Here is a 21,649-nt window from a genome sequence, read left to right on the forward strand (position 1 = left end):
CGGTGTCCGACATCACTCTGAACGCCCCGAAGCTTTTCGATCTCAGCGGCCAGGTCGCCATCGTTACCGGAGCCGGGAGCGGCATTGGGCAGCGCATTGCCATCGGCCTTGCGCAATGCGGCGCCGACGTGGCGCTGCTCGACCGCCGGACCGACGACGGATTGGCCAGGACGGCCGAACACATTCGCGCCGCCGGCCGCCGCTCGATTGAGATCGCAGCTGACGTCACAAGCAAATCGTCCCTTGCAGAGGCCGTCGCCCGTACCGAAGCGGATCTCGGCGCGTTGACGCTTGCAGTCAACGCTGCAGGCATCGCTAACGCGAACTCGGCGGAAGAGATGGAAGAGGATCAATATCAGACGTTGATGGACATCAACCTCAAAGGCATTTTCCTTTCCTGCCAGGCCGAGGCCCGCGCCATGCTGAAGAATGGACGCGGTTCCATCGTCAACATCGCCTCCATGTCCGGCGTGATCGTAAACCGGGGGCTGAGCCAGGCGCATTACAACGCCTCCAAGGCGGGCGTCATCCATATGTCGAAGTCTCTGGCGATGGAATGGGTCGACCGCGGTATCCGCGTCAACACCATCTCCCCCGGATACACGGCAACGCCGATGAACACCCGTCCGGAGATGGTTCATCAGACCAAGCTCTTCGAAGAGCAGACGCCGATGCAGCGTATGGCATCGGTCGACGAGATGGTCGGACCGGCGGTGTTCTTGCTGTCGAATGCAGCAAGTTTCGTGACCGGCGTCGATCTTCTCGTCGACGGCGGCTTCTGCTGCTGGTGATAACTGAAAAAATGAACGGTCTCGCTTCCTCCCTGGCTGAGATCGAGGCGCTGAAGGAACGGGCAAGACGGCGTGCGATATCGTCGTCTTGCCCGCCCTTCACGCCGATAGAACGGGTAGAGGAGTCGGGCGTCGTCATCGGCGCTCAAGACGGCCTGAATTCCCCGAGATTATCTCGGGCAGCCGTTCGAGCTCCAATAAGCATCACAGCGCAGATCGCACCCAGATTTGCTGTTTGTTGACGGATACTGGGAAGGAAAGAGCATGAAACGCTTTGAGCAAAAGACTGTCGTCATTACCGGGGCTAGCCGCGGCATCGGCGCGGCGATCGCCAGGCGCTTTGCGCGCGAAGGCGCCAATCTCGTGGTCTCGGCCAACGAGGAGCTGGTCCATGGCGTTGCCGATGGGATCCGGGCCGAAGGCGGCACGGCGATCTCGTTCATCGGCGACGTCACCGACAAGGCGGGCGTCATTGCCCTCTATGATGCCGCCGAGAAGGAATTCGGCGCGGTCGACGTCTCGATCCAGAATGCCGGCGTCATCACCATCGCCCGCATCGAGGATCTGACCGAAAACGAGTGGGACAAGGTCATGGCCGTCAACACCAAGGGCGTCTTCCTCTGCGCCCAGGAGGCCATTCTGCGGATGCGCAAACACAAGCGCGGCGGCCGCATCATCAACACCGCCTCCGGCCAGGCCCGCGACGGCTTCATCTACACGCCCCACTATGCCGCCTCGAAAATGGGCGTCGTCGGCATCACCCAGAGCCTGGCCAAAGAAGTCGCCACCGAGAAGATCACCGTCAACGCCTTCTGCCCCGGCATCATCGAAACGGATATGTGGGCCTATAACGACCAGGCCTGGGGCAAACTGCTCGGCAACTACGCTCCCGGCGAATTGATGAAGGAATGGGTCGAGGGCATTCCGATGAAGCGCGCCGGCTCCGGAGAAGACGTCGCCGGCCTGGTCACCTTCCTCGCCAGCGACGACGCCGCCTACATCACCGGCCAGACGATCAATGTCGACGGTGGTTTGATCATGTCCTGAGCCTTCTGGAGCAACGGTGGCCAGTCCCGTCTTCGGGGCTCCTTCGGGGGGGCCAGGACGAGGCTGGAGAGAGGTCGCAGCCGGCGGCACCCCCGATCAGCCCTCATCCTGAGGTGTGGAGGCCGGAGCCTCGAAGGATGAGGGCGGGTGGTTGGGCACCCGCGATCACATCCGTCGCCGGAGGAGCTACCAGTGGCTCGACCTCATGCCTGCCGATCCCCGCCTCTTCCTCACACTTTACGTCCGGCTGATCGACACCCCGCCATCCGCCAGCATCGCCGTCCCCGTGACGAAGCTCGACATGTCGGACGCCAGGAACAGCGCCGCATTGGCGATCTCTTCCGGTTGCGCCATGCGCTTCAGCGAATGCAGCCCCTCGACGAAGGCGAGCACCTCAGGCGTGGCATCAGGCGCGTTGGTGATGCTGGCGGGTGTGTCCGTGCCGCCGGGAAGCAGGGCGTTGACGCGGATGTTCTGTCGGCCGAGTTCGGCGGCGAGCACCTGCACGAAGCCGATCAGCCCCGCCTTACCAGCCGCATAGGCGGCCATGCCGGGCATGCCGGCGGTGTGGCCGACGAAGCTGGAGGTGAAGATCAACGATCCGCCGCCTTTTCCCATCGCTGCCGACTGGTGTTTGGCGCCGAGGAAAGCGGCGGTGAGATTGGTCTCGATCGTCTCGCGCCAGCCTTCCAGCGAGAGGCCGGCAACCGGCCCCATCTCGCCAAGGATGCCGGCATTGTTGAAGGCGATGTCGAGCCCGCCGAAGCGCGAGACCGCCATGTCGGCAAGCCTTGCCTGCAGCGCCTCGTCCCTGACGTCGCCCGATATGGCGACAGCCTGTCCGCCCTCCGCCTCGATTTCGGCGATGACGGCGTCGAGCGCCTGCTGTCGCCTTGCGGTGACCACGAGCTTCGCGCCCTCTCGCGCAAAGAGCTTCGCCGCCGCGCGGCCGATGCCCGAGCTTGCGCCGGTGATGATCGCGACCTTGTCGTTCAGAAGTGTCATGTCCGTTTCTCCTCAGTTGTCGAGGCATCCGAGATCTCAAAGATCGGGCCGTGCAGCCACCCGTTTCCCGCGTGGACAGCCGAAAACCGCCGACAGTCGATGCTTCGGCCGGCGATCCGTTCGCCAGCCGAGGGCGGATGGAAGCCTGGATCGTCCGTGAGAAATCGGAATTCACATTATAAAACGGTGCCTTGCCGTGGCCTCCAAACACGCGCCTGCCGCTGCGTCAGCACCGTTGTGCGCCGCATCATCGATTTATCCCGGGTGTGACATTCATCCGATTCCCTTCATGTATCTTCCCGACTAAGAAGGGGCGCACAGGTAACGGGAATCTCTTCATGCCGCGGTCACGCAATACTGAGGGCGCCATCTATATGAGCATGGCGATGGCCGGCTTTTCCGCAAGCGATGCTCTGTCCAAATCGGTGGTCGCCTATATGAACGCCGGCGAGATCATGTTCCTGCGCGGCCTCTTCACCAGCCTGCTCGTCTATCTGATCGCCAGGAAAATGGGCGCTCTGCGCTCCTGGCGCGTCGTGCTGCAGCCGATCATCCTCGTCCGCATCATCTGCGAGATGTTTTCCGCCGTCACCTATATCACCGCGCTCGGCATGATGCCGATCGCCAATGCCTCGGCGATCCTGCAATCGCTGCCGCTGGTCGTCACTTTCGGTGCCGCCCTCTTCTTCCGCGAGCCCGTCGGCTGGCGGCGCTGGTCGGCGATCCTCGTCGGCCTCGTCGGCGTGATGATCATCATCCGCCCCGGACCGGAAGGTTTCACCGCCGCCGCCCTGCTCTGCGTCGGCGCCGTGCTGACGACGGCCGGCCGCGATCTCGCCACCCGCTCGATCGACCCGGAGATTCCCTCGCTGATGATCACCGTCATCACCGCCATCTCCATCTCCTTCTTCGGCGCCTTGCTGATCCCGGTACTCGGCGGCTGGCAGCCGGTCAGTGCGACTTCGCTCGGGCATCTGCTGCTCGCTTCGGTGCTGGTGCTCGTCGGCTACCAGTCGGTCATCCTCGCCATGCGCACCGGCGAAATCTCCTTCGTCGCACCGTTCCGCTATACCAGCCTGATCTTCTCCTCGCTGCTCGGTTTTTTCTTCTTCGCCGAAGTGCCCGACAACTGGACGCTCCTCGGCGCTGCAATCGTCATCGCTTCCGGCCTCTATACGTTCTATCGTGAAGCCAAGCGCCGCGTACCCCCGATCGCGCAGGAATCCGCGCCGCGCTCACCGGTTTGAGGCAGGATGATGACTGAATTCCCGCTCGACACATCCGATATAGCAGGCGTCGTGCTGGCCGGCGGCCGCTCGCAACGCATGGGCCACGACAAGGCGGGCGCAATGCTCGGGGCCGAAAGCCTGCTGCGCCATGTGCTGACCCGCCTTTCGCAGCAGGTTGCCCTCATTGCGGTCAATGCCGATGCCGCCGCCGAGGATGTGCCTGTGGTCCCCGACCGTTTTCCCGGCAAGGCGGGGCCACTGGCCGGCATTCATGCGGCCATGGTCTATGCCGCCGGCCTTCCCGCGATCAGCCATGTCGTCACCGTCTCGGTCGACTGCCCGTTCTTCCCGACCGATCTCGTCGCCCGGCTGGCGGCATCGCTCGAACGCCCGTCGCAGATTGCCATCGCCGCCTCCGAAGGCCGCAGCCATCCGGTCTTCGGGCTGTGGCCGGTGACGCTCGCCGCCGATCTCGAAGCCTGGATCGCCACCGACGAGAAGCGCCGCGTGCGCGACTTCCTGTTGCGGCATGACGTTACGGAAGTAGTGTTTCCGCTGCATCCGACCCGCGCCAGCCTGCTCGATCCCTTCTTCAACATCAACACGCCTGACGATCTTGTCGAGGCGGAACGCTGGCTGGAGGCCCTTCGCGCATGACCGCACCGAAAATCTTCGGCATTGCCGGCTGGAAGAACTCGGGCAAAACCGGGCTCGCCGTCCGGCTGGTGACGGAGTTCACCCGCCGCGGCTATAGGATCTCGACGATCAAGCACGCCCATCATGATTTCGACATCGACAAGGTGGGCGCCGACAGCTACCGCCACCGGCAGGCCGGCGCCCACGAGGTCACGATCGTTTCCGGCACCCGCTACGCCATCATGCACGAGCTGCGCGGCGCGCCCGAACCTGCGTTCGAGGAGATCCTCGCCCGTCTTGCCCCCTGCGATCTCGTGCTCATCGAAGGTTACAAGCGCGAACCGATCCCGAAGATCGAGGCGCGCCGCCTGGAGGCCGCCAATCGTCAACCGCTGGCGCCGAGCGATCCCCGTATCTGCGCCATCGCCGCCGATCATGCCGTCACGGATACGGCCCTACCGGTCTTCGATCTAGACGACACAGGCGCCATCGCCGATTTCATCGCTGATATCGTCGGGCTTGGAGAGGCGATGTCCTGAAGCGCCGCCGCCGCTGGCTGATCTGGGAACCGGAACCGCTTCGCCTGCCATCGCCTTGCTGATTTCCCTGGCAAGCTGCGCCTGATTATAGGGCTTTCCCAATCTCGGAAGATCGATATCGGTGCCGGCGGGTAGATCGGCATAGCCGGTGGCCAGCACGATTGGCAGCGCTGGCAAAATGTCCCGCGCGGCCTCAGCGAGCTGTGCACCGGTCATACCAGGCATCGAATAGTCGGTGATGACAAGGTCGAAATGCTGGCCGCCCCTGATCAGCTCGAGCGCCTCCGAGCCGGAATTTGCCTCGACCACCTCGTGGCCGAGATCTTCGAGCATGTCGACTGAACTCATAGCGATCAAGGCATCATCATCGACCAGAAGGATCTTCAGTCTGGATGCAGCCTGCGGGACGGTAAACTCCGCCTCTGCCAGCCGCTCGGGGCGCCGTTCGGTCGCCGGAAGCCACAATTCGGCTGTCGTTCCCACCCCAAGCTGGCTTGTCAGAAGAAGTGCGCCATTGAGCTGAACGGCAAGTCCGTGGATCATCGATAGACCCAGGCCCGTGCCCTTTCCGAGTTCCTTGGTCGAGAAAAACGGATCGACGGCCTTCTTCAGCGTCTCCGCATCCATGCCGGTGCCGCTGTCGGCCACCGCCAATACGAGATAGGCTCCCTCGCCGAGATCGCCGCCATTGCCGGCAACCTGTTCCTCGCGCAGCGAAATAGACAGCGTCCCCCCGTCCGGCATCGCATCACGGGCATTGACCGCAAGGTTGAGCAGCGCCAATTCGAGCTGGTTCGCATCGACCAGCGCCGGCGGCAGGGTCGCCGGCAGCATAGTCTCGATGCTGACCGAGGATCCGACCGAACGCCGCAGCAGGTCGTTCATGCCGGAGACCAGCTCGGCCAGGTCGACAGGCTTGACCTGCAGATCCTGCTGCCTGGCAAAAGCCAACAGCCGCTGGGTCAGCGCCGCCCCGCGCCGCGCGCCTTGAAGCGCCCCGTCGATCAGACGCATCGCTTTGGCATCTCCGGCCACGTGCTTGCCGAGCAGCTCCAGATTTCCGAGAACGACCATCAGCAGGTTGTTGAAGTCATGGGCGACGCCGCCCGTCAGTTGGCCGATTGCCTCCATCTTCTGCGATTGACGAAGCTGCTCCTCGGCTCTTTCACGCTGGGCGACTTCCTCAAGCAAGGTCTGGTGAGCGGCGTTGACCTCCCTGGTCCGTTCCCTGACGCGCTCTTCGAGGTTTTCATTGAGCCGTCGCAGATTTTCCTCGATGGTCTTGCGGGCAGTGGTATCGGAGCAGACGCCGACGAGCTTCCTGGCGGAACCATATCTGTCGGTGTAGAGCTGCGCATGAACCTCGGTCCAATGCAGTGATCCATCCGGCCAGATCGTCCTGTGCTCGATCGAATAGTCGTGCCCGGTATCGATGGTCCGGCGCAGACTTGCGAGCACACCGTCCCGGTCATCGGGGTGGATGCTTGCGATCAGATCGTCGCGCGTCACATCATCATCCGCTCCTCGGCCGAAGACTGCCTTGCAGGTCGCCGAGGCGGACAAGGCCATCGAGGAGAGCTCCAGCTCCCAGGCTCCCAGACGACCGGCAGCGAGCGCCGTCTGCAACCGTCGCTCCCCTTCGCCGAGAGCTTCAAGCCGGGCTCGCGCTTCATATTGGCGCAGGCGCCCCTTTAAGGCAGTCCGGGCAACGCTGATGAAGGAGGTCGCATGGAACGGCCGTTCCAGAAAGGTGACATTGCCAAGAACCTCGGAAAGCCTGGCAGCGGCCGGATTTCGTTCAGGCCCGCCGCCACGTATGGTGAGCACGATGAATGGCAGATCTGACCAGCTCGGTTGGGCCGAAACCCAGGCGGCGATCGGCTTGAGATCGCTCGAGCGAACGGCCTCTTCCGTCAGCACACCAAGCGCGATGTCCTCGCTGAGCGATGACGCGAACATAGACAGATCGGCGGCGGCAATCGACGTCAACCCGGCCTCATCGACCAGCGATCTTGCCACCCAGGCATCGCGACCTGCGGGGGCGTAGATCAACGCTTTCGGTTTGCTGGAATTAGGAATTGCCGCTATCCCCGCTATCGGTCGCGAGGAGCGGCGTTGAGGTCGTGACAAATTCGGGAACGCCGCGAAGCACGCCCTGAAACCCGACGAGAGGATCGCCGAACCTCAAGCCGGAAGCGTCTATCCGATACTCCCGGATGGTATCCTCGTGAAAGCCGGTCCTCTTCTTGATCACCGAGACTGCCCTCCGCACCTTTCCCGCCGCCTCGAAGTAACGCAGCAGAATGACGGTATCGGCGAGATAGGTAACGTCGACAGGTGCCTTCATGTCACCAACCAGCCCGTGCTGGGCAACGGTGAGAAAGGTGTTGGCACCCTGCCTGTTCAAATATTGCAGCAGCTCATGCATATGAAGGATCAGCGAATTCTCATCTGGCATCGAAGCCTGATAACCGTTGATACTATCGATGATCACGGTTTTCGCATCCGACTTGTCGACGCAGTTGCGCACGCGGTGGGCGAATTCGCCCGGCGACAGTTCGGCGGCATCGAGCTGTTCGATGTGGATATGACCCGCGTTCCGCATGGCTTCGAGATCCATTCCGAGCGCCTTCAGCCGCGTGAAGAGCAGGCCCAGCTCCTCGTCAAAAATGAAGGCCGCCACTTTCTCGCCGCGCGCGACCGCAGCCACCAGGAATTGAAACGAGAACGTGCTTTTGCCAGTGCCGGCAGGACCAAGGATGAGTGTACTGGAACCTCGCTCGAGGCCACCTCCCAGAAGAAGGTCCAGTTCCGCAATATTGCAGGAAATCTGATCGCGGGCGTAACTCGACCTGTGTTCGGCGGCGACGAGCCGCGGAAAGACGATCACGCCGCCAGTCTGGATAATGAAATCGTGATAGCCGCCGCGGAAGGCCTGTCCGCGATATTTTATGACCCTGAGACGTCGGCGTTCGGAGCCGTAGCTCGGCGCCATCTCTTCGAGATGGATGACACCGTGCACAACGCTGTGCACCGTCTTGTCGAGCACCTCGGACGTCAGATCATCGAGCAGAAGCACTGTCGCTCCTTGTCGGGCAAAATAATGTTTGAGCGCGAGGATCTGTCGGCGGTAGCGCAACGAGCTTTGCGCGAGCAGCCTTATCTCCGACAGACTATCGAGAACCACGCGACGTGGCTTGATCCGCTCGAAAGCGGCAAAGATTTCCTTTGTTGTCTCTCCGAGTTCAAGATCCGACGAATAAAGCAGGCTCTGCTGTTGGTCGGCGTCCAGCAGGCTTTCCGGAGGCACGACCTCGAAGACCTCGATATTGCCGTCGATCACCATGCCATGCGATGCAGCACCGGCCCGAAGCTCGCTCTCGGTTTCCGAAAGAGTGATGTAGAGCCCCTGCTCGCCGAGCCGTGCACCTTCGATCAGGAACTGCAGCGCAATCGTTGTCTTGCCCGCCCCCGGATTTCCCTCCAGGAGAAACACGTGCCCCGGCGAAAGGCCCCCCGCCAGAACTGTATCCAAACCGGACACGCCGGTCCGAGCTTTCGTGGCAGGTGCCGCAGTATTCATTCACTGTTTCCTTCAATTTCAAGTGTGAATTAGCGGCGAGTGATCGAATGTCAAATCACTGGCAGGCATGATTTCGCTTCCGGCAAGAGCCGATCGTTTGAACGTCGCAATGGCTCGGATATCTGCCGGTCTGCGCAGCTCGAGCGATGGGCGGCTATCCCCGATAGCGAAGCGCATCGACAACGAGGGCGAAGGCTGGCGACGTATGCCGGCGGCTTGGATAGTAGAGATGGTAGCCGGAAAACGGCGGGCACCAGTCCTCGAGGACCCGCACCAGCCGTCCATCGGCAAGATGCGCCTCGACCAGGTTCTCCGGCATATAGGCCAGCCCAAGACCAGCCAGCACTGCGTTCAGCCGCAGGGCTATATTGTTGAAAACCAGTTGGCCTTCGACGCGAACCCTGAGCTCGCGCCCGTCCTTTTCGAACTCCCAGGCATAGACGCTGCCATAGGTCGGCAGGCGCAGATTGATGCAATTGTGATCGGTAAGATCCTGCGGCGTCAGCGGCTTCGGCCTGGTGGCGAAATAGGCGGGAGTGCCGACCACGGCCATGCGCATGTCGGGGCCGATGCGCACCGCAATCATGTCCCTCGCCACCTGTTCCCCCAGCCGCACGCCCGCATCGTAACGTTCCGCGACGATGTCGGTCAGACCGTAATCGACGATGATCTCGACATTGATATCGGGATAATCGGGCAGCAGCTTTTCCAGGGCGGGCCAGAGAACGGCATCGGCCGCATGCTCGCCGGCATTGATGCGGATCGTGCCTGCCGGCTTCTCCCGAAACGCGCTCAAGGCAGCCAGTTCGCTCTCGATCTCGTCGAGCCGCGGTCCAATGGAAACGAGCAGGCGTTCGCCGGCCTCCGTCGGCGAGACGCTGCGCGTCGTGCGTGTCAGCAATCGCAGCCCAAGCCGCTCCTCGAGCCCGCGGATGGTGTGGCTGAGCGCCGATTGCGACACACCCAGCTTGCCCGCCGCCTTAGTGAAGCTCTGTGCACGCGCAACGGCGAGGAAGGCAATGAGGTCGTTGACGGCGGGGCGTGGCATTTATGAAACTTTCTCATGGGTTCTTGCCGTTTATACCATCTAATCGCGACCACACGCAGGCGCTAAATATCCTGTCATCCCCGGCGGACCTGTCTGCCCCGGGCGGACCTGTCTGCCCCGGGCGGACCAGCCCCGACACTGGAAAGGAAGACAAATGGACATCAAGCGAAACGGTTCGCAGCCTTCGGCCAAGGGAGCGGCCGATTGGTTCACCGGCAGCGTGCGTGTCGACCCGCTGTTTGCCGTGACCAGCCCCGCACGTGCGGCTGGCGCCAGCGTCACCTTCGAGCCCGGCGCTCGCACCGCCTGGCACACCCATCCGCTCGGCCAGACGCTGATCGTCACATCGGGCTGCGGTCGCGTGCAACGCGAAGGTGGCCCGGTCGAGGAGGTCCGCGCCGGCGACGTTGTCTGCTTCGCACCGGGTGAACGCCATTGGCACGGCGCATCGCCGACGACGGCGATGATCCATATCGCCATTCAGGAACAGCTCGACGGCAAGGTCGTCGACTGGATGGAGCACGTCATCGACACGCAGTACCAAGGTTAGAAAAGGAAACGGCAATGCAGAAACGTGAACTCGGAAAGAGCGGACTTCGTGTCTCGGCCATCGGTCTCGGCTGCATGGGACTGAGTTATGGTTATGGCCCGGCAACAGCGATTCCGGAAGCGATCGCGCTGATCCGCCGCGCATTCGAACGCGGCGTGACCTTCTTCGACACCGCCGAGACCTATGGTCCCTACAAGAACGAAGAGCTTCTCGGAGAAGCCCTGGCGCCCTTCCGCGACGAGGTGGTGATTGCCACGAAATTCGGCTTCAACTTCGATGCCAACGGCGGCCAGAGTGGCATGAACAGCCGGCCGGAGCAGATCCGCGCGGTGGCCGACCAGGCGTTGAAGCGTTTGAAGACCGATGTCATCGACCTCTTCTATCAGCATCGTGTCGACCCCGATGTCCCGATCGAAGATGTGGCCGGCACGGTCAAGGCGCTGATCGCCGAGGGTAAGGTCGGGCATTTCGGTCTCTCGGAAGCGGGCGCCCAGACGATCCGCCGCGCCCACGCCGTCCAGCCGGTGACGGCGCTGCAGAGCGAATATTCGCTGTGGTGGCGCGAACCCGAGCAGGAAATCCTGCCGGCGCTCGAAGAACTCGGCATCGGTTTCGTGCCCTTCAGCCCGCTCGGCAAAGGCTTTCTCACCGGCGCGATCAGCGAGACGACCACCTTCGACAGCAAGGACTTCCGCAACATCGTGCCGCGCTTTTCACCAGAAGCGCGAAAAGCCAACCAGGCGCTCGTCGATCTTCTCGTAGAGATCGCCAGGCGCAAAAACGCCACCTCGGCCCAGATCGCCCTGGCCTGGCTGCTGGCGCAAAAACCCTGGATCGCGCCGATCCCCGGCACCACCAAGCCTCATCGCCTGGAGGAGAACATCCGGGCCGCCGCGGTCGAATTGACGGCCGAGGATCTCGGTAATATCGAAAACACGCTTGCCACCATCAAGGTGGAAGGCGATCGTTATCCCGCACATCTGCAGGCAAGGGTCAACCGCTGAGAAAAGAAACGGCCGCTATCGTTTGCGGCCGCTTCTTCATTGATCGCATCATCGTCTTGGCGCCGGCGCATTCTCCTGGAAAGCCGGGATCGACTCGAGTCTGCCGACGATCTCCGCGATATTGGGCCAACGGGCGAGATCGAAGCCCATGCGCCGGGCACTGATCGCCTGCGGGAAGAGAAAAATATCGGCAGTACCGGGCCGGTCGCCGACGGCGAAGGCGCCTTGCCTGCGGCCGGCGATCATCGTCTCGACAGCGGCCATTCCCTCGCCCACCCAGTGACGGCTCCAGGCGGCAATGGCGTCGGCATCGGCCTGGAAGGCCGATTTGAGATGCAGGCCGATTCGCGGCGGCAGCAGCGCGTGGATCTCGGCGGCGATCGCCAGCGCGATCGACCGCGCCAGCGCCCTGCCCTCCGCCGTGTCGGGCAGCAGCGGTGGTTGCGGCTGGACCTCATCGAGATATTCGACGATCGCCAGCGACTGGGTAATGAGGACGCCGCTATCCGTCAGCAACGCCGGCACCAGCCCCTGCGGATTGACGCTGCGATATCCGGCCTGGCGGCTCTCGGCCTCTTCGCCGAGGATGGTCACAGGTAGTGTCTCGGCCGTCAATCCCTTCAGGGCGAGCGCGATGCGGACTCTCGACGTCGCCGAGGAAATTTCATTCTGATAGAGCTTCACGGGTCTTCTCCCTGGTGACTTAAAAGAGGGCTTGGAACGGCCGTTGCTCCCCTGAAGACGACGCTGCGGATGCCGCCGTCACGAGGCCCGCAAGCGGCGAAGGCTCCTGCGAGCTTACGTCGTAGATGCAGGGCGCGGCGAAAACCATCGCGCCCAGAATGCAGATGATCATCAGTCTCATCAGATCCTCCATCGGCGAGGCCCGGTCGGCCTCGTCCTGTTTGCTTTCGGCTTCTGTTCTCTACCCGCCGTAACCTATGGCCTTCGGCGGGCAGAGAGTGCGTCAGGCAACGCTCAATTCGACATGGATATTGCCGCGCGTGGCCTTCGAATAGGGGCAGGTCTGGTGCGCCTCATCAATGAGGGCTCGTGCCAGCTCAGCTTCGATCCCCGGCAGGCTGACCTTGAGACGGGCCTGCAGGAAATACCCGCCATCGGCCGTTCCCAGGTCGACCTCGGTGTCGACGGCAAGATCGGCGGGAAGCTTGACCTTTTGATTGGCCGCGGCAAAGCCGATCGCGCCGATGAAGCAGGCAGACCAGCCGGCGGCAAAAAGCTGTTCGGGATTGGTGCCGGCGCGGTTGCTGCCCGGAGGCGAAAGCTTGATCTCCAGCTGGCCGTCGTCGCTGTGCGACGCGCCGTCGCGCCCGCCCGTCGTGTGGGTCTTGCCGGTATAGAGAACCTTGTCGATCTTTGTCATGGAACACTCCTTGTGTTGCGTCGCTCCAGGCGACTGGCCGCGCTGCGCGGCCGGGTTGACGGAGTGTGGTTTGACCGACGGATATATCCGCCATGTTTCCGAAATCGCCCGAAATGTCACAAAACGTAGCATCCGAGATCGAAGACATCTTTACATACAAACATCTCGAAATTTTGCGGTGACTGCCGACGTCAACGAATGGTGACTTCCGCCGCCAGACCGCCACCGGCGCGATTGTAGAGCCGGAGCGATCCGCCGATCTTGGCCGTCAGTTGCTGGGCGATAGCAAGACCGAGACCGGTACCGCCGGTCTCCCGGTTGCGGGATTGCTCCAGCCGGAAGAAAGGCTGCATGGCGGCTTCCAGCATATCGTCCGGAATTCCCGGGCCGCGATCCATGACCGATATGACGATATCGTTTTCGGCGCTACGCTCGACGCTGATCTCGGCAGCGCCTGCAAACTTCAGCGCATTGTCGACGAAATTCGACAGGATGCGACGAAGCGCATGCGGCTTGGTGAAGGCCGCACCCTGAACCAGGCCGACGACGGTGACGGCCTTTCCGGTATCCTGGTAGTCATAGGCGATGCTGTCGATGAACGAGGCGAGATCGATCCGGGCGTTCTTCTCGCCGTTGCCATGCGCGCTGCGCGCATAGGCTATTCCGTCCTGAACGAGACGCTGGATCTCGCCGAGATCATGCACCAGCTTGTCCTTCTCCGGCGAATCCTCCGCCATGTCGGCGCGCAACCGCATGCGGGTGATCGGCGTCTGCAGATCATGCGAGATGGCCGCCAGGATCTGGACGCGCTCTTCGAGGTAGTGGGCAATCCTCTCCCGCATCTTATTGAACGCTCTTGCCGCATGCGCGACCTCGCTCGGCCCCGCCTCGCTCAAGGCCGGACCGTCCTTGTTCGGGTCGAGAGCATCGGCGGCGGCGGCAAGCTCGCCGAGCGGCCGGATCGCCTGGCGAACCGCAAACCAGGTACAGAGGATCAGCAGCGCCATCTGGACGATGAAGACATAGGGCAGCCACGCGGCGATCGGCATGACGCCCTTAGGCGTGACGTCGATCGTCAAGGGGCTTCCGTCGCTCAGCGTCAGATGCGCCTGCAACCGGTTCACATCGCCAGGAATTCGTTCGATCCGGATCGGAAAGCGGTGCCCGATAGCCTCCTCGATCTTCCCTGAGATTTCCGCCCCTTTGCTTGATGTGTCAGGCACGCCGGGAAGGCCGGGCCCGAGCACGAAACGATAGTTGCCGCGGCCAAGCCGGTCCAGGAGACCGCCGCGTTCGCCTGGCGGAAGCCGGTCGAGAACGGCAATCGAGGTCGCGACGTCGTTCTCCAGCGTGCCGAGCATCACTGCTTTGGCCGACATATAGCGCTCCATATAGAGCACGCTGAAGGACAGGCCGTAGGCCAGCGCCAGTCCGATCAGCAGGATCAGGAAGATCCGCGACCGCAACGTGCTCGGCCACATCAAACCCGAGAACAAGGGTATCCCCGCCCTCATTGGCGCAGCTCCGAGATTTCGACCGGAACCGAAAACACATAACCTTCGCTCCGCACCGTCTTGATGTAGGTCGGTTCGCGTGCATCGTCGCCCAGGCGCTGACGCAGCCGGCTGACCAGGAGATCGATGGAACGATCGAACAGATCGGCGTCGCGGCCCTGTGTCATGCTCAGAAGCTGGTCGCGATTGAGCACCCGCTGGGGGTGGTCGATGAAGACGCGAAGCAGACGGTATTCGGCGCCGCTGAGCGCAATCGCGGTCCCTTCCTTGTCGAGAAGGTGCCGGGCGACCGTATCGAGCCGCCAGTCGCCGAAGCTCAGCAACTGTCCAGCCTCGCTGATCTGCAGATTGGGCGGCATCATCCGCGTCCGCCGCAGCACCGCCTTGATGCGGGCGAGCAGCTCACGCGCGGCAAAGGGCTTGGCAAGATAGTCGTCGGCGCCCATCTCCAGGCCGAGGATCCGGTCCATCTCGTCGGTGCGGGCCGTCAGCATTAGGATCGGGATCGCCTTGTGCCGGCCGGAGCGCAGTTCGCGGCACAGCACCAGCCCGTCGTCGCCGGGCATCATCACATCGAGCACGATCAGGTCGACCGCATTGGCCTCGAGAAAACTGCGCATCTGGCGCCCGTCCGCGGCAACGCTCGTCCTCAGACCGTTCTTCTGCAGATAGCCCGAGACCAGCTCGCGGATTTCGCGATCGTCGTCGACGATCAGGATGTGATCGACATGATCCATATGTCCATGTTCCCTTACCGATAGAAGCGCCGCGCCCTCCTCCTCGACATCGAGGCGGCTGACGCGACCTACGCATATTCGGCCGGCCGGAGCAACGAGGCTCTGCGGCCGCCTCATCGATCAGAAGCGATCGACATCGATGACAGCCTGTGCGAAGGCCTGGGGCGCCTCCTGCGGCAGGTTGTGGCCGATGCCGCCGCCGATCGTGCGATGCTCGTATCTGCCGGAGAATTTCCCGGCATAGGCGGAGGGCTCCGGATGCGGCGCACCGTTTGCATCGCCCTCCATGGTGATCGTCGGCACTGATATCATCGGCAATGCGGCAAGCGTCTTCTCATAGGCATCGTATTTGGCCTCACCTTCGACAAGTCCCAGGCGCCAACGATAGTTGTGAATGACGATGGCGACGTGGTCGGGATTGTCGAAGGCGGCGGCCGACCTGTCGAATGTCGTATCGTCGAAGTTCCACTTCGGCGAAGCCGTCTGCCAGATGAGCTTTGCAAAATCATGGGTATTGCTCTCGTAACCCAGACGACCGCGTTCGGTAGCGAAATAGAACTGGTACCACCAGGCAAGTTCGGCCTTCGGCGGCAGCGGCTTCAAGTTGGCCTCCTGGCTGCCGATCAGGTAGCCGCTCACCGAGACCATCGCCTTGCAACGCTCCGGCCAGAGCGCCGCCATGATGTTGGCGGTTCGCCCGCCCCAGTCGTAGCCGGCAATGACCGCCTTCTCGATATCGAGCGCGTCGAGCAGCGCGATCATATCGGCAGCCAGCGCTGACGGCTGGCCGTTGCGCGGCGTCTGGTCGTCCAGGAAGCGGGTCGTCCCGTAACCGCGCAGATAGGGCACGATCACCCTATAGCCTGCCGAGGCAAGCAGCGGTGCGACATCGACGAAACTGTAGATGTCATAGGGCCAGCCATGCAGCAGCAATACGACAGGGGCATCCGCCTTCCCCGCCTCGGCATAGCCGATGTCGAGCACGCCGGCCTTCACCTGCTTCAGCGCTTCGAAGGATGTATTGGTTCCGGCCTTCGCGGCAGGCAGAGATATGGCAGGCGCCGATTGCGCGGCGGCCGTGCCGGCCACGCCGAACTCGACCGCAGCAAGGGCGACTGCCGTCATCCCGAAAAAGCGGCGGCGGTGATGGTTGATTTGCTCTGACATCGGTCTCTCCTGTCGAATGGATCACGGTGCTGATATGAGTTGGCGCTTGTATCCCCCATATGTCGCGGGCCGTCGGTTTTTGAATGCGCATGTAGCTTCCGGCCGCCGCGATACATTCTGATACAATCGTGCCGACCGAGCAAAGCCTCTCACCGGCCACGGCGCTTTCGCCACAGGCCACCGCCGGGCGGCAGTTTGTATCGCTTTGTATCGCCCGCCCCGGCCGCAATAGTTCGGTACATTTCCCCGCCAAACCGGACACATCGAGGATACGTCCGCCCGGCATATCCCCGCCATTGCTGGTTCAGGCCCCATCGCCGTCCAGAGCCCGATCAATCGGTTTCAAAGGAAACGATGATGACACTGCTGATCATTGCCTATCTCGGAGGCGCGCTGACGATCCTCAGCCCGTGTATCCTGCCCATCCTCCCCTTCGTCTTCGCCCGCGCCGGACAGCCCTTCGTCAGAAGCACGCTGCCGATGCTGGCGGGCATGGCCGCCACCTTCGCGCTGGTCGCCACACTTGCCGCAGTCGGTGGCAGCTGGGCCATTCGCGCCAATGAGTATGGCCGGCTTGCTGCGATCGTCCTGCTTGCCCTCTTTGGCGCAAGCCTGCTTTCACCGCGCATCGCAGGCACGCTTGCCCGGCCGGTCGTCGATCTCGGCAACAACCTTGTGAACGCTACGGGCAACGGACAAACCGCGCCGACGGTCAAGAGCGCCCTTATACTCGGCGTTGCTACCGGCCTGCTCTGGGCGCCCTGCGCCGGGCCGATCCTCGGCCTTGTTCTGACGGGGGCGGCCTCGCAGGGCGCCAATCTACAGACAACCTTCCTGCTGATCGCCTATGCCGCCGGTGCTGCGACTTCACTTGCCGTCGCCTTGCTGGTCGGTGGTAGGGTATTCACCGCCATGAAGCGTTCGCTGGGCCTCGGCGACCGGATTCGTAAAGCGCTCGGCGCTGCCGTGCTGGCGGGCGTCGCCATCATCGCGCTCGGCCTCGATACCAGCCTGCTCGCCCGGCTCTCCTATGCCAGCACCGCATCGCTGGAACAGGCCGTGCTTGACAGGCTACACGCAAAGCCGCTGAGTGGCGCATCCTCCGAGCTGGCGAGCAACGGCATGGTGATCGCCGCGGCCGATGCGAAGAGGCCTTTCCGCAGCGATTTGCCCGTCGAAGGCTCTGCGCCTTCGCTTGACGGTGCCGTCGAGTGGCTGAATTCCAAACCGCTGACCACGGAGCAGCTGCGCGGCAAGGTGGTGCTCGTCGATTTTTGGACGTATTCCTGCATCAACTGCATTCGCACGATCCCCTATGTCAGGGCCTGGGCGGAAAAATATGCCGATCAGGGTCTCGTCGTGATCGGCGTCCACGCTCCGGAATTCGCCTTCGAAAAGAAGATCGACAACGTCAGGAAGGCGGTCAGCGACTTCAAGCTCAGTTATCCCGTCGCGATCGACAATGATTACAAAATCTGGCGGGCCTTCGAAAACAGCTACTGGCCGGCCGGCTATCTCATCGACGCCGAGGGCCATATCCGCTATCGCCATTTCGGCGAAGGCAACTATGTCAGGACCGAAAAAGCCATTCAGGACCTGTTGCGCGAGGCCGGCAGCCATATGCCTTCAAGTGCGCCGGTCGCACCGGATGCCAAAGGCGTGGAGGCAGGTCCGGACCTTGGCAACATCCGCTCCGGCGAAACCTATCTCGGCTACGAACAGGCGGCGAATTTTGCCTCGCCCGAAGGGCTGCAAGCCGACGCGCCCCATAACTATTCGATCGCCGAACCCGGCCTCAACGGCTGGGGCCTGTCCGGAACCTGGACCGTCGGCAAGGATCAGGCGACGCTTGATCAGGCCGGCGGCGGCATTACCTATCGCTTCAGCGCCCGCGATCTGCATCTCGTTCTCGGACCCGGCGCCAACGGCAAACCGATCCGCTTCCAGGTGACGGTCGACGGCAAGGCGCCCGGGCCGGACCACGGCTCCGATATCGATGCCGATGGCAAAGGCACGGTGATCGCCACAAGGCTTTACCAGCTCGTCCGCCAGTCCGGCACGGTCGGCGCCCGCAATTTCGAGATCCACTTCCTCGATTCCGGGGTGCAAGCCTACGCCTTCACCTTCGGCTGAGCCGCAGACTGATCAATTCCGACCCTCAACAACGACCAAAGGAGTCATACCCATGAGCAGACGTCTTCTTTTCACGGCAGCCCTTGCCTTCGCCACCACCGCCATCGCCTGTGCAGCAGAGGCTGCCGCGGTGAAGAACATCGTGATCGTCCACGGCGCATTGGCCGACGGCTCGGGATGGCGCAAGACGACCGAGATTCTCGAAAAGCGCGGCTTCAACGTCACCATTGTCCAGCAGCCCATCACCTCGCTCGACGACGATGTGGCGGCGACGAAGCGCGTTCTCGACCTCCAGCAAGGACCGAGCCTGCTCGTCGGCCACAGCTATGGCGGCATGGTCATTACCGAAGCCGGCAACGATCCCAATGTCGCAGGCCTCGTCTATGTCGCGGCCTTCCAGCCCGACAAGGGCGAAAGCCTGCTCGGTCTCGCCAGCTCGAAGCCCGCCGGCAGCATGGATATCAAGGAAACCAAGGACGGCAAGTATCTCTATCTCGATCCGGGCGCCTTCGCCGCGGATTTCGCCGCCGACCTGCCGAAAGCCGAAGCCGCTTTCATGGCAAGATCACAGGTCTTCGCCTCGAAGCAGGCTTTCTCGGCCAAGATCACCCAGCCGGCATGGCGGACAAAGAAAAGCTGGTCGATCGTTGCCACCGAGGATCGCTCTATCAATCCCGAGCTGGAGCGTGACATGGCAAAACGCGCCGGCAGCGACGTGACCGAGATCAAGGCCAGCCACGCCGTCTTCGCCTCCCAAGCGGAAAAGGTCGCCAATGTAATCGAAAAGGCAGCCAAGCAGGCCGGTGAGTAGAGGAGACGAAGCGCTGCTCCGAGTCTCTCCTCCCCAGCCGGGAGAAGAGGGAGCAAGAAAAGTGCCCCTCCCCACGAATGGAGAGGGGCAACGCTATTACTGGTTGGCTGCGACCGGGCGGACCAATGCGGTGACGCGGCGGATGGTCACGCGGCGGTTTTCCTGTTCGGGGCCTGCCGTGTTGACCTTCAGATACTGCTCGCCGTAGCCCTGCGTTGCCAGGTTCTCCGGCGGAATGCCGTAGACGTCGGAAAGCACGTTGGCGACCGATTCGGCCCGCTGGTCGGAGAGAACCAGATTGCTCTGTTCAGTCCCGACGGCATCCGTATGGCCCTCGATCAGGAAGGTCTCGCTCGGATCCTTCTTCAGCACCTGGCTGATCGCGTCGGCGACCTTGCGCAGGGTGCGCGCCTGGGTCATCGGGATCTCGGCGCTGCCGGTCGCAAAGGTCACCGTGTCGAGGTCGATGCGGCGCACCTTGTCGCGAATACGGGCGGAATATTTCACCTCGTCCAGCGAATAGACACGCTCCACCGGCTCGACGGGCGGCTCGCTCAGGAACTCGTAGTAATCCCGGTCCGGGTCGCTGCGGGTGTCGATGATATAGTCGCTGAGCGGCACGCGCAGCCGCATCGGCGGCAGGTCGGCGCCCGGATCCTCGAAATAGTCGCGGTCCGGATCCTCATAGAGGTCCTGCGAGTAATAGAGCACGTGCTCGCGTCCGCGGGCATCGACGCGCGACCGCTGGATGATGTCACCGTAGCGATTGCGGATCGTGACGATGCGGTAGCCCTCCGGCCGCATGATCGTCTCACGGTAGCGATCGCCCGACAGTTCCTCGTAGGTCGGCCGCTCGCCGTCACGCAGGAACCGCCTGTCGTCGTCGCCGCGTACGATCACCCGGTTATCGTACTGGATGATCACCCGGCTGTTGTCTTGGCTGTCGCTGAACTGCGCACCATCCGGGCGGGCAAATCGCGGCCGCTCATCGAGCTTCCTGCCCTTCTCGCTGGTCACAGCTTCGAGCTTGACCGGCGCCGGCGCTTTGGCGCCGGTAGCGGACTGCGCATCGGCATCCGAGGTCGGCACCTTGACGTCCTGGCTGTCGGCGCGTTGCCTGTCGCGGTCGCGGCGGCCTTCCCGGCCCTTGCTGCGGTCGGCATCCTTGTCGCTATCGAGTACGGCAGCACCGTTCTCGACCGGCAGCACGACGGTCTCATTGCTCTTGGCCGGATCTGCGGCAATCTTCTTGCGGCGCTCCAGCTCCTCGGGCGATGCTTTTTCAGGCGCCGGAATGGCCTGCTCCACCTGCTGGCCGCCGCTGGCATCCGGCAGCGGCTTGGCAGTGTCGGTCGCCGGCGCGGCCGGCTGCTCGCCGGCGGGCTGTTCACCGGCAGGTTTTGCCGCGGCGCCGTCCTTCGGCTTCTCTGCGGGCGCGGCTTCCGGGGCGGCCGCCTTGTCTTCGGTCGTCTTGCCTTCGATCGTTTTATCCGCGGGTGCTGCGGCCTCGCCCTTTGTCGGCTTCTTTTCGGCCGGCGCCTCGGCGGCAGGTTTTGCCTCCGGCTTGGCTTCGGGCTTGGCTTCAGGCTTGGCCTGCTCTTCGCTCGGCGTCACCGCGTCGGGAGCGGCAGTCTCGGTCTTGCCTTTGCCTTTATCCCGGCCCTGGGCCTTATCCTGCCCTTTTTCCCGCTTGCCGCCTTCCGGCTTGGCTTCAGGTTGTGTCTGTTCCGTTTCCGGCTGAGCTTTGTTTGCTGCCGGCTGCTGTTCGGGCTGCGGCTGAGCCTCCGGCTCGGCCTGCTGGGCTTCTGGCTTCTTCGGCTTCCTGGGCTTTTCCTGCGTTACCGGCTGCTCTTCCTGCTGCGGCGCGGCCTCCGGCTTTGCCTCGGGCTGGGCCTGTTGTTTGGCCTTCCGCTCGGGCTTGCTTTCAGGCTGCTCCGCAGGCGCGGCCTTGGGTGCTTCCGCCTTCGGCGCTTCCGGCTCTGCCTTGGGTTCAGGCGCTTCCTTCCGCTCGGCCTTCGGCTTTTCGGCGGGCGCTTCCTGCTGCGCCGGCTTCTCAGCGGCCGGCGCCTGTTCAGCCGGAGCCTCTTCCTTCTGCTTCTTCTTTTTCTTCAGCAGTTCCTCCTCGGAAGGCGCGTCCTGCGCCACCTCGAAGCTGCCCTGTTCGACCTGCCGCATAGCCGCAGCCTGCGTCTCAACGCCGTGCGCAGCCGCCATCGCCGAGACCGGCTGCAAAGCCAGCGAGAAGGAAAGCAGCGGAAAAGCTGCGCTTGCGAACAATCTTGATTTCATGCCCATCGGGTTTCCTCGATCCTGTTTGAGCTTCCTGAAGGCCGACAGGCCCTGGTTCCGCCCCTAGCGTTGCAATGAGGCGAAATGGCAATCGCCGAGTCGCCGATTTGTTCCGGTTCTAGGAAGCCCGAGATTAACCTCGCGTGAATGTTGCAATCTGCCGGCGTTCATCTCGTCCGCTA

At 62.9% G+C, this 21,649-nt stretch carries 20 protein-coding genes; 9 read left to right on the top strand and 11 right to left on the bottom strand.

Annotated features, from left to right (window positions below):
* Positions 1 to 2: 2 nt before the first annotated feature.
* Together QMO82_RS13225 and QMO82_RS13230 are read left to right on the top strand one after the other, a co-directional pair.
* Entirely contained in the window at positions 3 to 791 is a 789-nt protein-coding gene (locus QMO82_RS13225) for an SDR family oxidoreductase (protein WP_183607097.1), read from the top strand.
* Between the two features lie 264 nt (positions 792 to 1,055).
* On the top strand, positions 1,056 to 1,838 hold the full coding sequence (locus QMO82_RS13230; protein ID WP_183607096.1) for an SDR family oxidoreductase: 783 nt from the start codon (positions 1,056 to 1,058) through the stop codon (positions 1,836 to 1,838).
* A 237-nt stretch (positions 1,839 to 2,075) separates the two neighbouring features.
* On the opposite strand, the gene QMO82_RS13235 is transcribed toward QMO82_RS13230, so the two are convergent.
* Positions 2,076 to 2,843, bottom strand: coding sequence for an SDR family oxidoreductase (locus QMO82_RS13235; protein WP_183607095.1), 768 nt, complete (start codon positions 2,841 to 2,843; stop codon positions 2,076 to 2,078).
* Between the two features lie 338 nt (positions 2,844 to 3,181).
* Here QMO82_RS13235 and QMO82_RS13240 point away from each other — a divergent pair, with 338 nt between their 5' ends.
* From QMO82_RS13240 to mobB, 3 genes are read left to right on the top strand one after another with little or no spacing between them, the layout of a single operon-like run.
* The gene (locus tag QMO82_RS13240) at positions 3,182 to 4,090 is read left to right on the top strand and encodes a DMT family transporter (RefSeq protein ID WP_183607094.1); all 909 of its coding nucleotides are present in this window, start codon (positions 3,182 to 3,184) and stop codon (positions 4,088 to 4,090) included.
* A 9-nt stretch (positions 4,091 to 4,099) separates the two neighbouring features.
* On the top strand, positions 4,100 to 4,729 hold the full coding sequence (mobA, locus tag QMO82_RS13245) for a molybdenum cofactor guanylyltransferase MobA (protein WP_183607688.1): 630 nt from the start codon (positions 4,100 to 4,102) through the stop codon (positions 4,727 to 4,729).
* Positions 4,726 to 5,247, top strand: coding sequence for a molybdopterin-guanine dinucleotide biosynthesis protein B (mobB, locus tag QMO82_RS13250; protein ID WP_183607093.1), 522 nt, complete (start codon positions 4,726 to 4,728; stop codon positions 5,245 to 5,247). The genes mobA and mobB overlap by 4 nt, the downstream gene beginning before the upstream one ends.
* On the opposite strand, the gene QMO82_RS13255 is transcribed toward mobB, so the two are convergent.
* The 3 genes from QMO82_RS13255 to QMO82_RS13265 form a co-directional block, all read right to left on the bottom strand.
* Entirely contained in the window at positions 5,179 to 7,344 is a 2,166-nt protein-coding gene (locus QMO82_RS13255) for a hybrid sensor histidine kinase/response regulator (protein WP_183607687.1), read from the bottom strand. The two genes, mobB and QMO82_RS13255, sit on opposite strands and share 69 nt — an antisense overlap.
* Complete coding sequence (locus QMO82_RS13260) at positions 7,319 to 8,830, bottom strand: ATPase domain-containing protein (protein WP_183607092.1); 1,512 nt, start codon at positions 8,828 to 8,830, stop codon at positions 7,319 to 7,321. Before QMO82_RS13260 ends, QMO82_RS13255 begins: the two co-directional genes overlap by 26 nt.
* 154 nt (positions 8,831 to 8,984) lie before the next feature.
* A complete protein-coding gene (locus QMO82_RS13265; protein ID WP_183607091.1) occupies positions 8,985 to 9,878 on the bottom strand; it encodes a LysR family transcriptional regulator in 894 nt (297 codons plus the stop codon).
* Positions 9,879 to 10,032: 154 nt separating this feature from the next.
* Here QMO82_RS13265 and QMO82_RS13270 point away from each other — a divergent pair, with 154 nt between their 5' ends.
* Positions 10,033 to 10,428 (top strand): cupin domain-containing protein, encoded by a 396-nt coding sequence (locus tag QMO82_RS13270; RefSeq protein WP_183607090.1) that lies wholly within the window; start codon positions 10,033 to 10,035, stop codon positions 10,426 to 10,428.
* 14 nt (positions 10,429 to 10,442) lie between these two features.
* Positions 10,443 to 11,432 (top strand): aldo/keto reductase, encoded by a 990-nt coding sequence (locus QMO82_RS13275; RefSeq protein ID WP_183607089.1) that lies wholly within the window; start codon positions 10,443 to 10,445, stop codon positions 11,430 to 11,432.
* Positions 11,433 to 11,480: 48 nt separating this feature from the next.
* Here QMO82_RS13275 and maiA read toward each other — a convergent pair whose 3' ends face one another.
* The 6 genes from maiA to QMO82_RS13305 all read right to left on the bottom strand — a co-directional run bounded on the left by maiA (position 11,481) and on the right by QMO82_RS13305 (position 16,234).
* Positions 11,481 to 12,116, bottom strand: a complete 636-nt coding sequence (gene maiA / locus QMO82_RS13280; protein ID WP_183607088.1) for a maleylacetoacetate isomerase — start codon at positions 12,114 to 12,116, stop codon at positions 11,481 to 11,483.
* A 19-nt stretch (positions 12,117 to 12,135) separates the two neighbouring features.
* Positions 12,136 to 12,297, bottom strand: a complete 162-nt coding sequence (locus QMO82_RS13285) for a hypothetical protein (protein ID WP_183607087.1) — start codon at positions 12,295 to 12,297, stop codon at positions 12,136 to 12,138.
* A gap of 102 nt (positions 12,298 to 12,399) precedes the next feature.
* On the bottom strand, positions 12,400 to 12,816 hold the full coding sequence (locus QMO82_RS13290) for an organic hydroperoxide resistance protein (RefSeq protein ID WP_183607086.1): 417 nt from the start codon (positions 12,814 to 12,816) through the stop codon (positions 12,400 to 12,402).
* A 191-nt stretch (positions 12,817 to 13,007) separates the two neighbouring features.
* Positions 13,008 to 14,330 carry an ATP-binding protein gene (locus QMO82_RS13295; RefSeq protein WP_183607085.1) on the bottom strand — a complete coding sequence of 441 codons (1,323 nt, stop codon included), beginning with the start codon at positions 14,328 to 14,330 and terminating at the stop codon, positions 13,008 to 13,010.
* Positions 14,327 to 15,067: a response regulator gene (locus QMO82_RS13300; protein ID WP_183607084.1), complete on the bottom strand. Its 741-nt coding sequence runs from the start codon at positions 15,065 to 15,067 to the stop codon at positions 14,327 to 14,329. The genes QMO82_RS13295 and QMO82_RS13300 overlap by 4 nt, the downstream gene beginning before the upstream one ends.
* A 120-nt stretch (positions 15,068 to 15,187) precedes the next feature.
* Positions 15,188 to 16,234 carry an alpha/beta fold hydrolase gene (locus QMO82_RS13305; protein ID WP_183607083.1) on the bottom strand — a complete coding sequence of 349 codons (1,047 nt, stop codon included), beginning with the start codon at positions 16,232 to 16,234 and terminating at the stop codon, positions 15,188 to 15,190.
* A gap of 357 nt (positions 16,235 to 16,591) precedes the next feature.
* Here QMO82_RS13305 and QMO82_RS13310 point away from each other — a divergent pair, with 357 nt between their 5' ends.
* Together QMO82_RS13310 and QMO82_RS13315 are read left to right on the top strand one after the other, a co-directional pair.
* Positions 16,592 to 18,367, top strand: a complete 1,776-nt coding sequence (locus QMO82_RS13310) for a cytochrome c biogenesis protein DipZ (protein ID WP_183607082.1) — start codon at positions 16,592 to 16,594, stop codon at positions 18,365 to 18,367.
* 52 nt (positions 18,368 to 18,419) lie between these two features.
* Positions 18,420 to 19,178: an alpha/beta fold hydrolase gene (locus QMO82_RS13315; RefSeq protein WP_183607081.1), complete on the top strand. Its 759-nt coding sequence runs from the start codon at positions 18,420 to 18,422 to the stop codon at positions 19,176 to 19,178.
* Between the two features lie 96 nt (positions 19,179 to 19,274).
* On the opposite strand, the gene QMO82_RS13320 is transcribed toward QMO82_RS13315, so the two are convergent.
* Positions 19,275 to 21,473 carry an OmpA family protein gene (locus QMO82_RS13320; protein WP_183607080.1) on the bottom strand — a complete coding sequence of 733 codons (2,199 nt, stop codon included), beginning with the start codon at positions 21,471 to 21,473 and terminating at the stop codon, positions 19,275 to 19,277.
* Positions 21,474 to 21,649: the final 176 nt, after the last annotated feature.

Source organism: Rhizobium sp. BT04, assembly GCF_030053135.1.
GTDB classification, from domain to species: Bacteria; Pseudomonadota; Alphaproteobacteria; order Rhizobiales; family Rhizobiaceae; genus Rhizobium; species Rhizobium binxianense.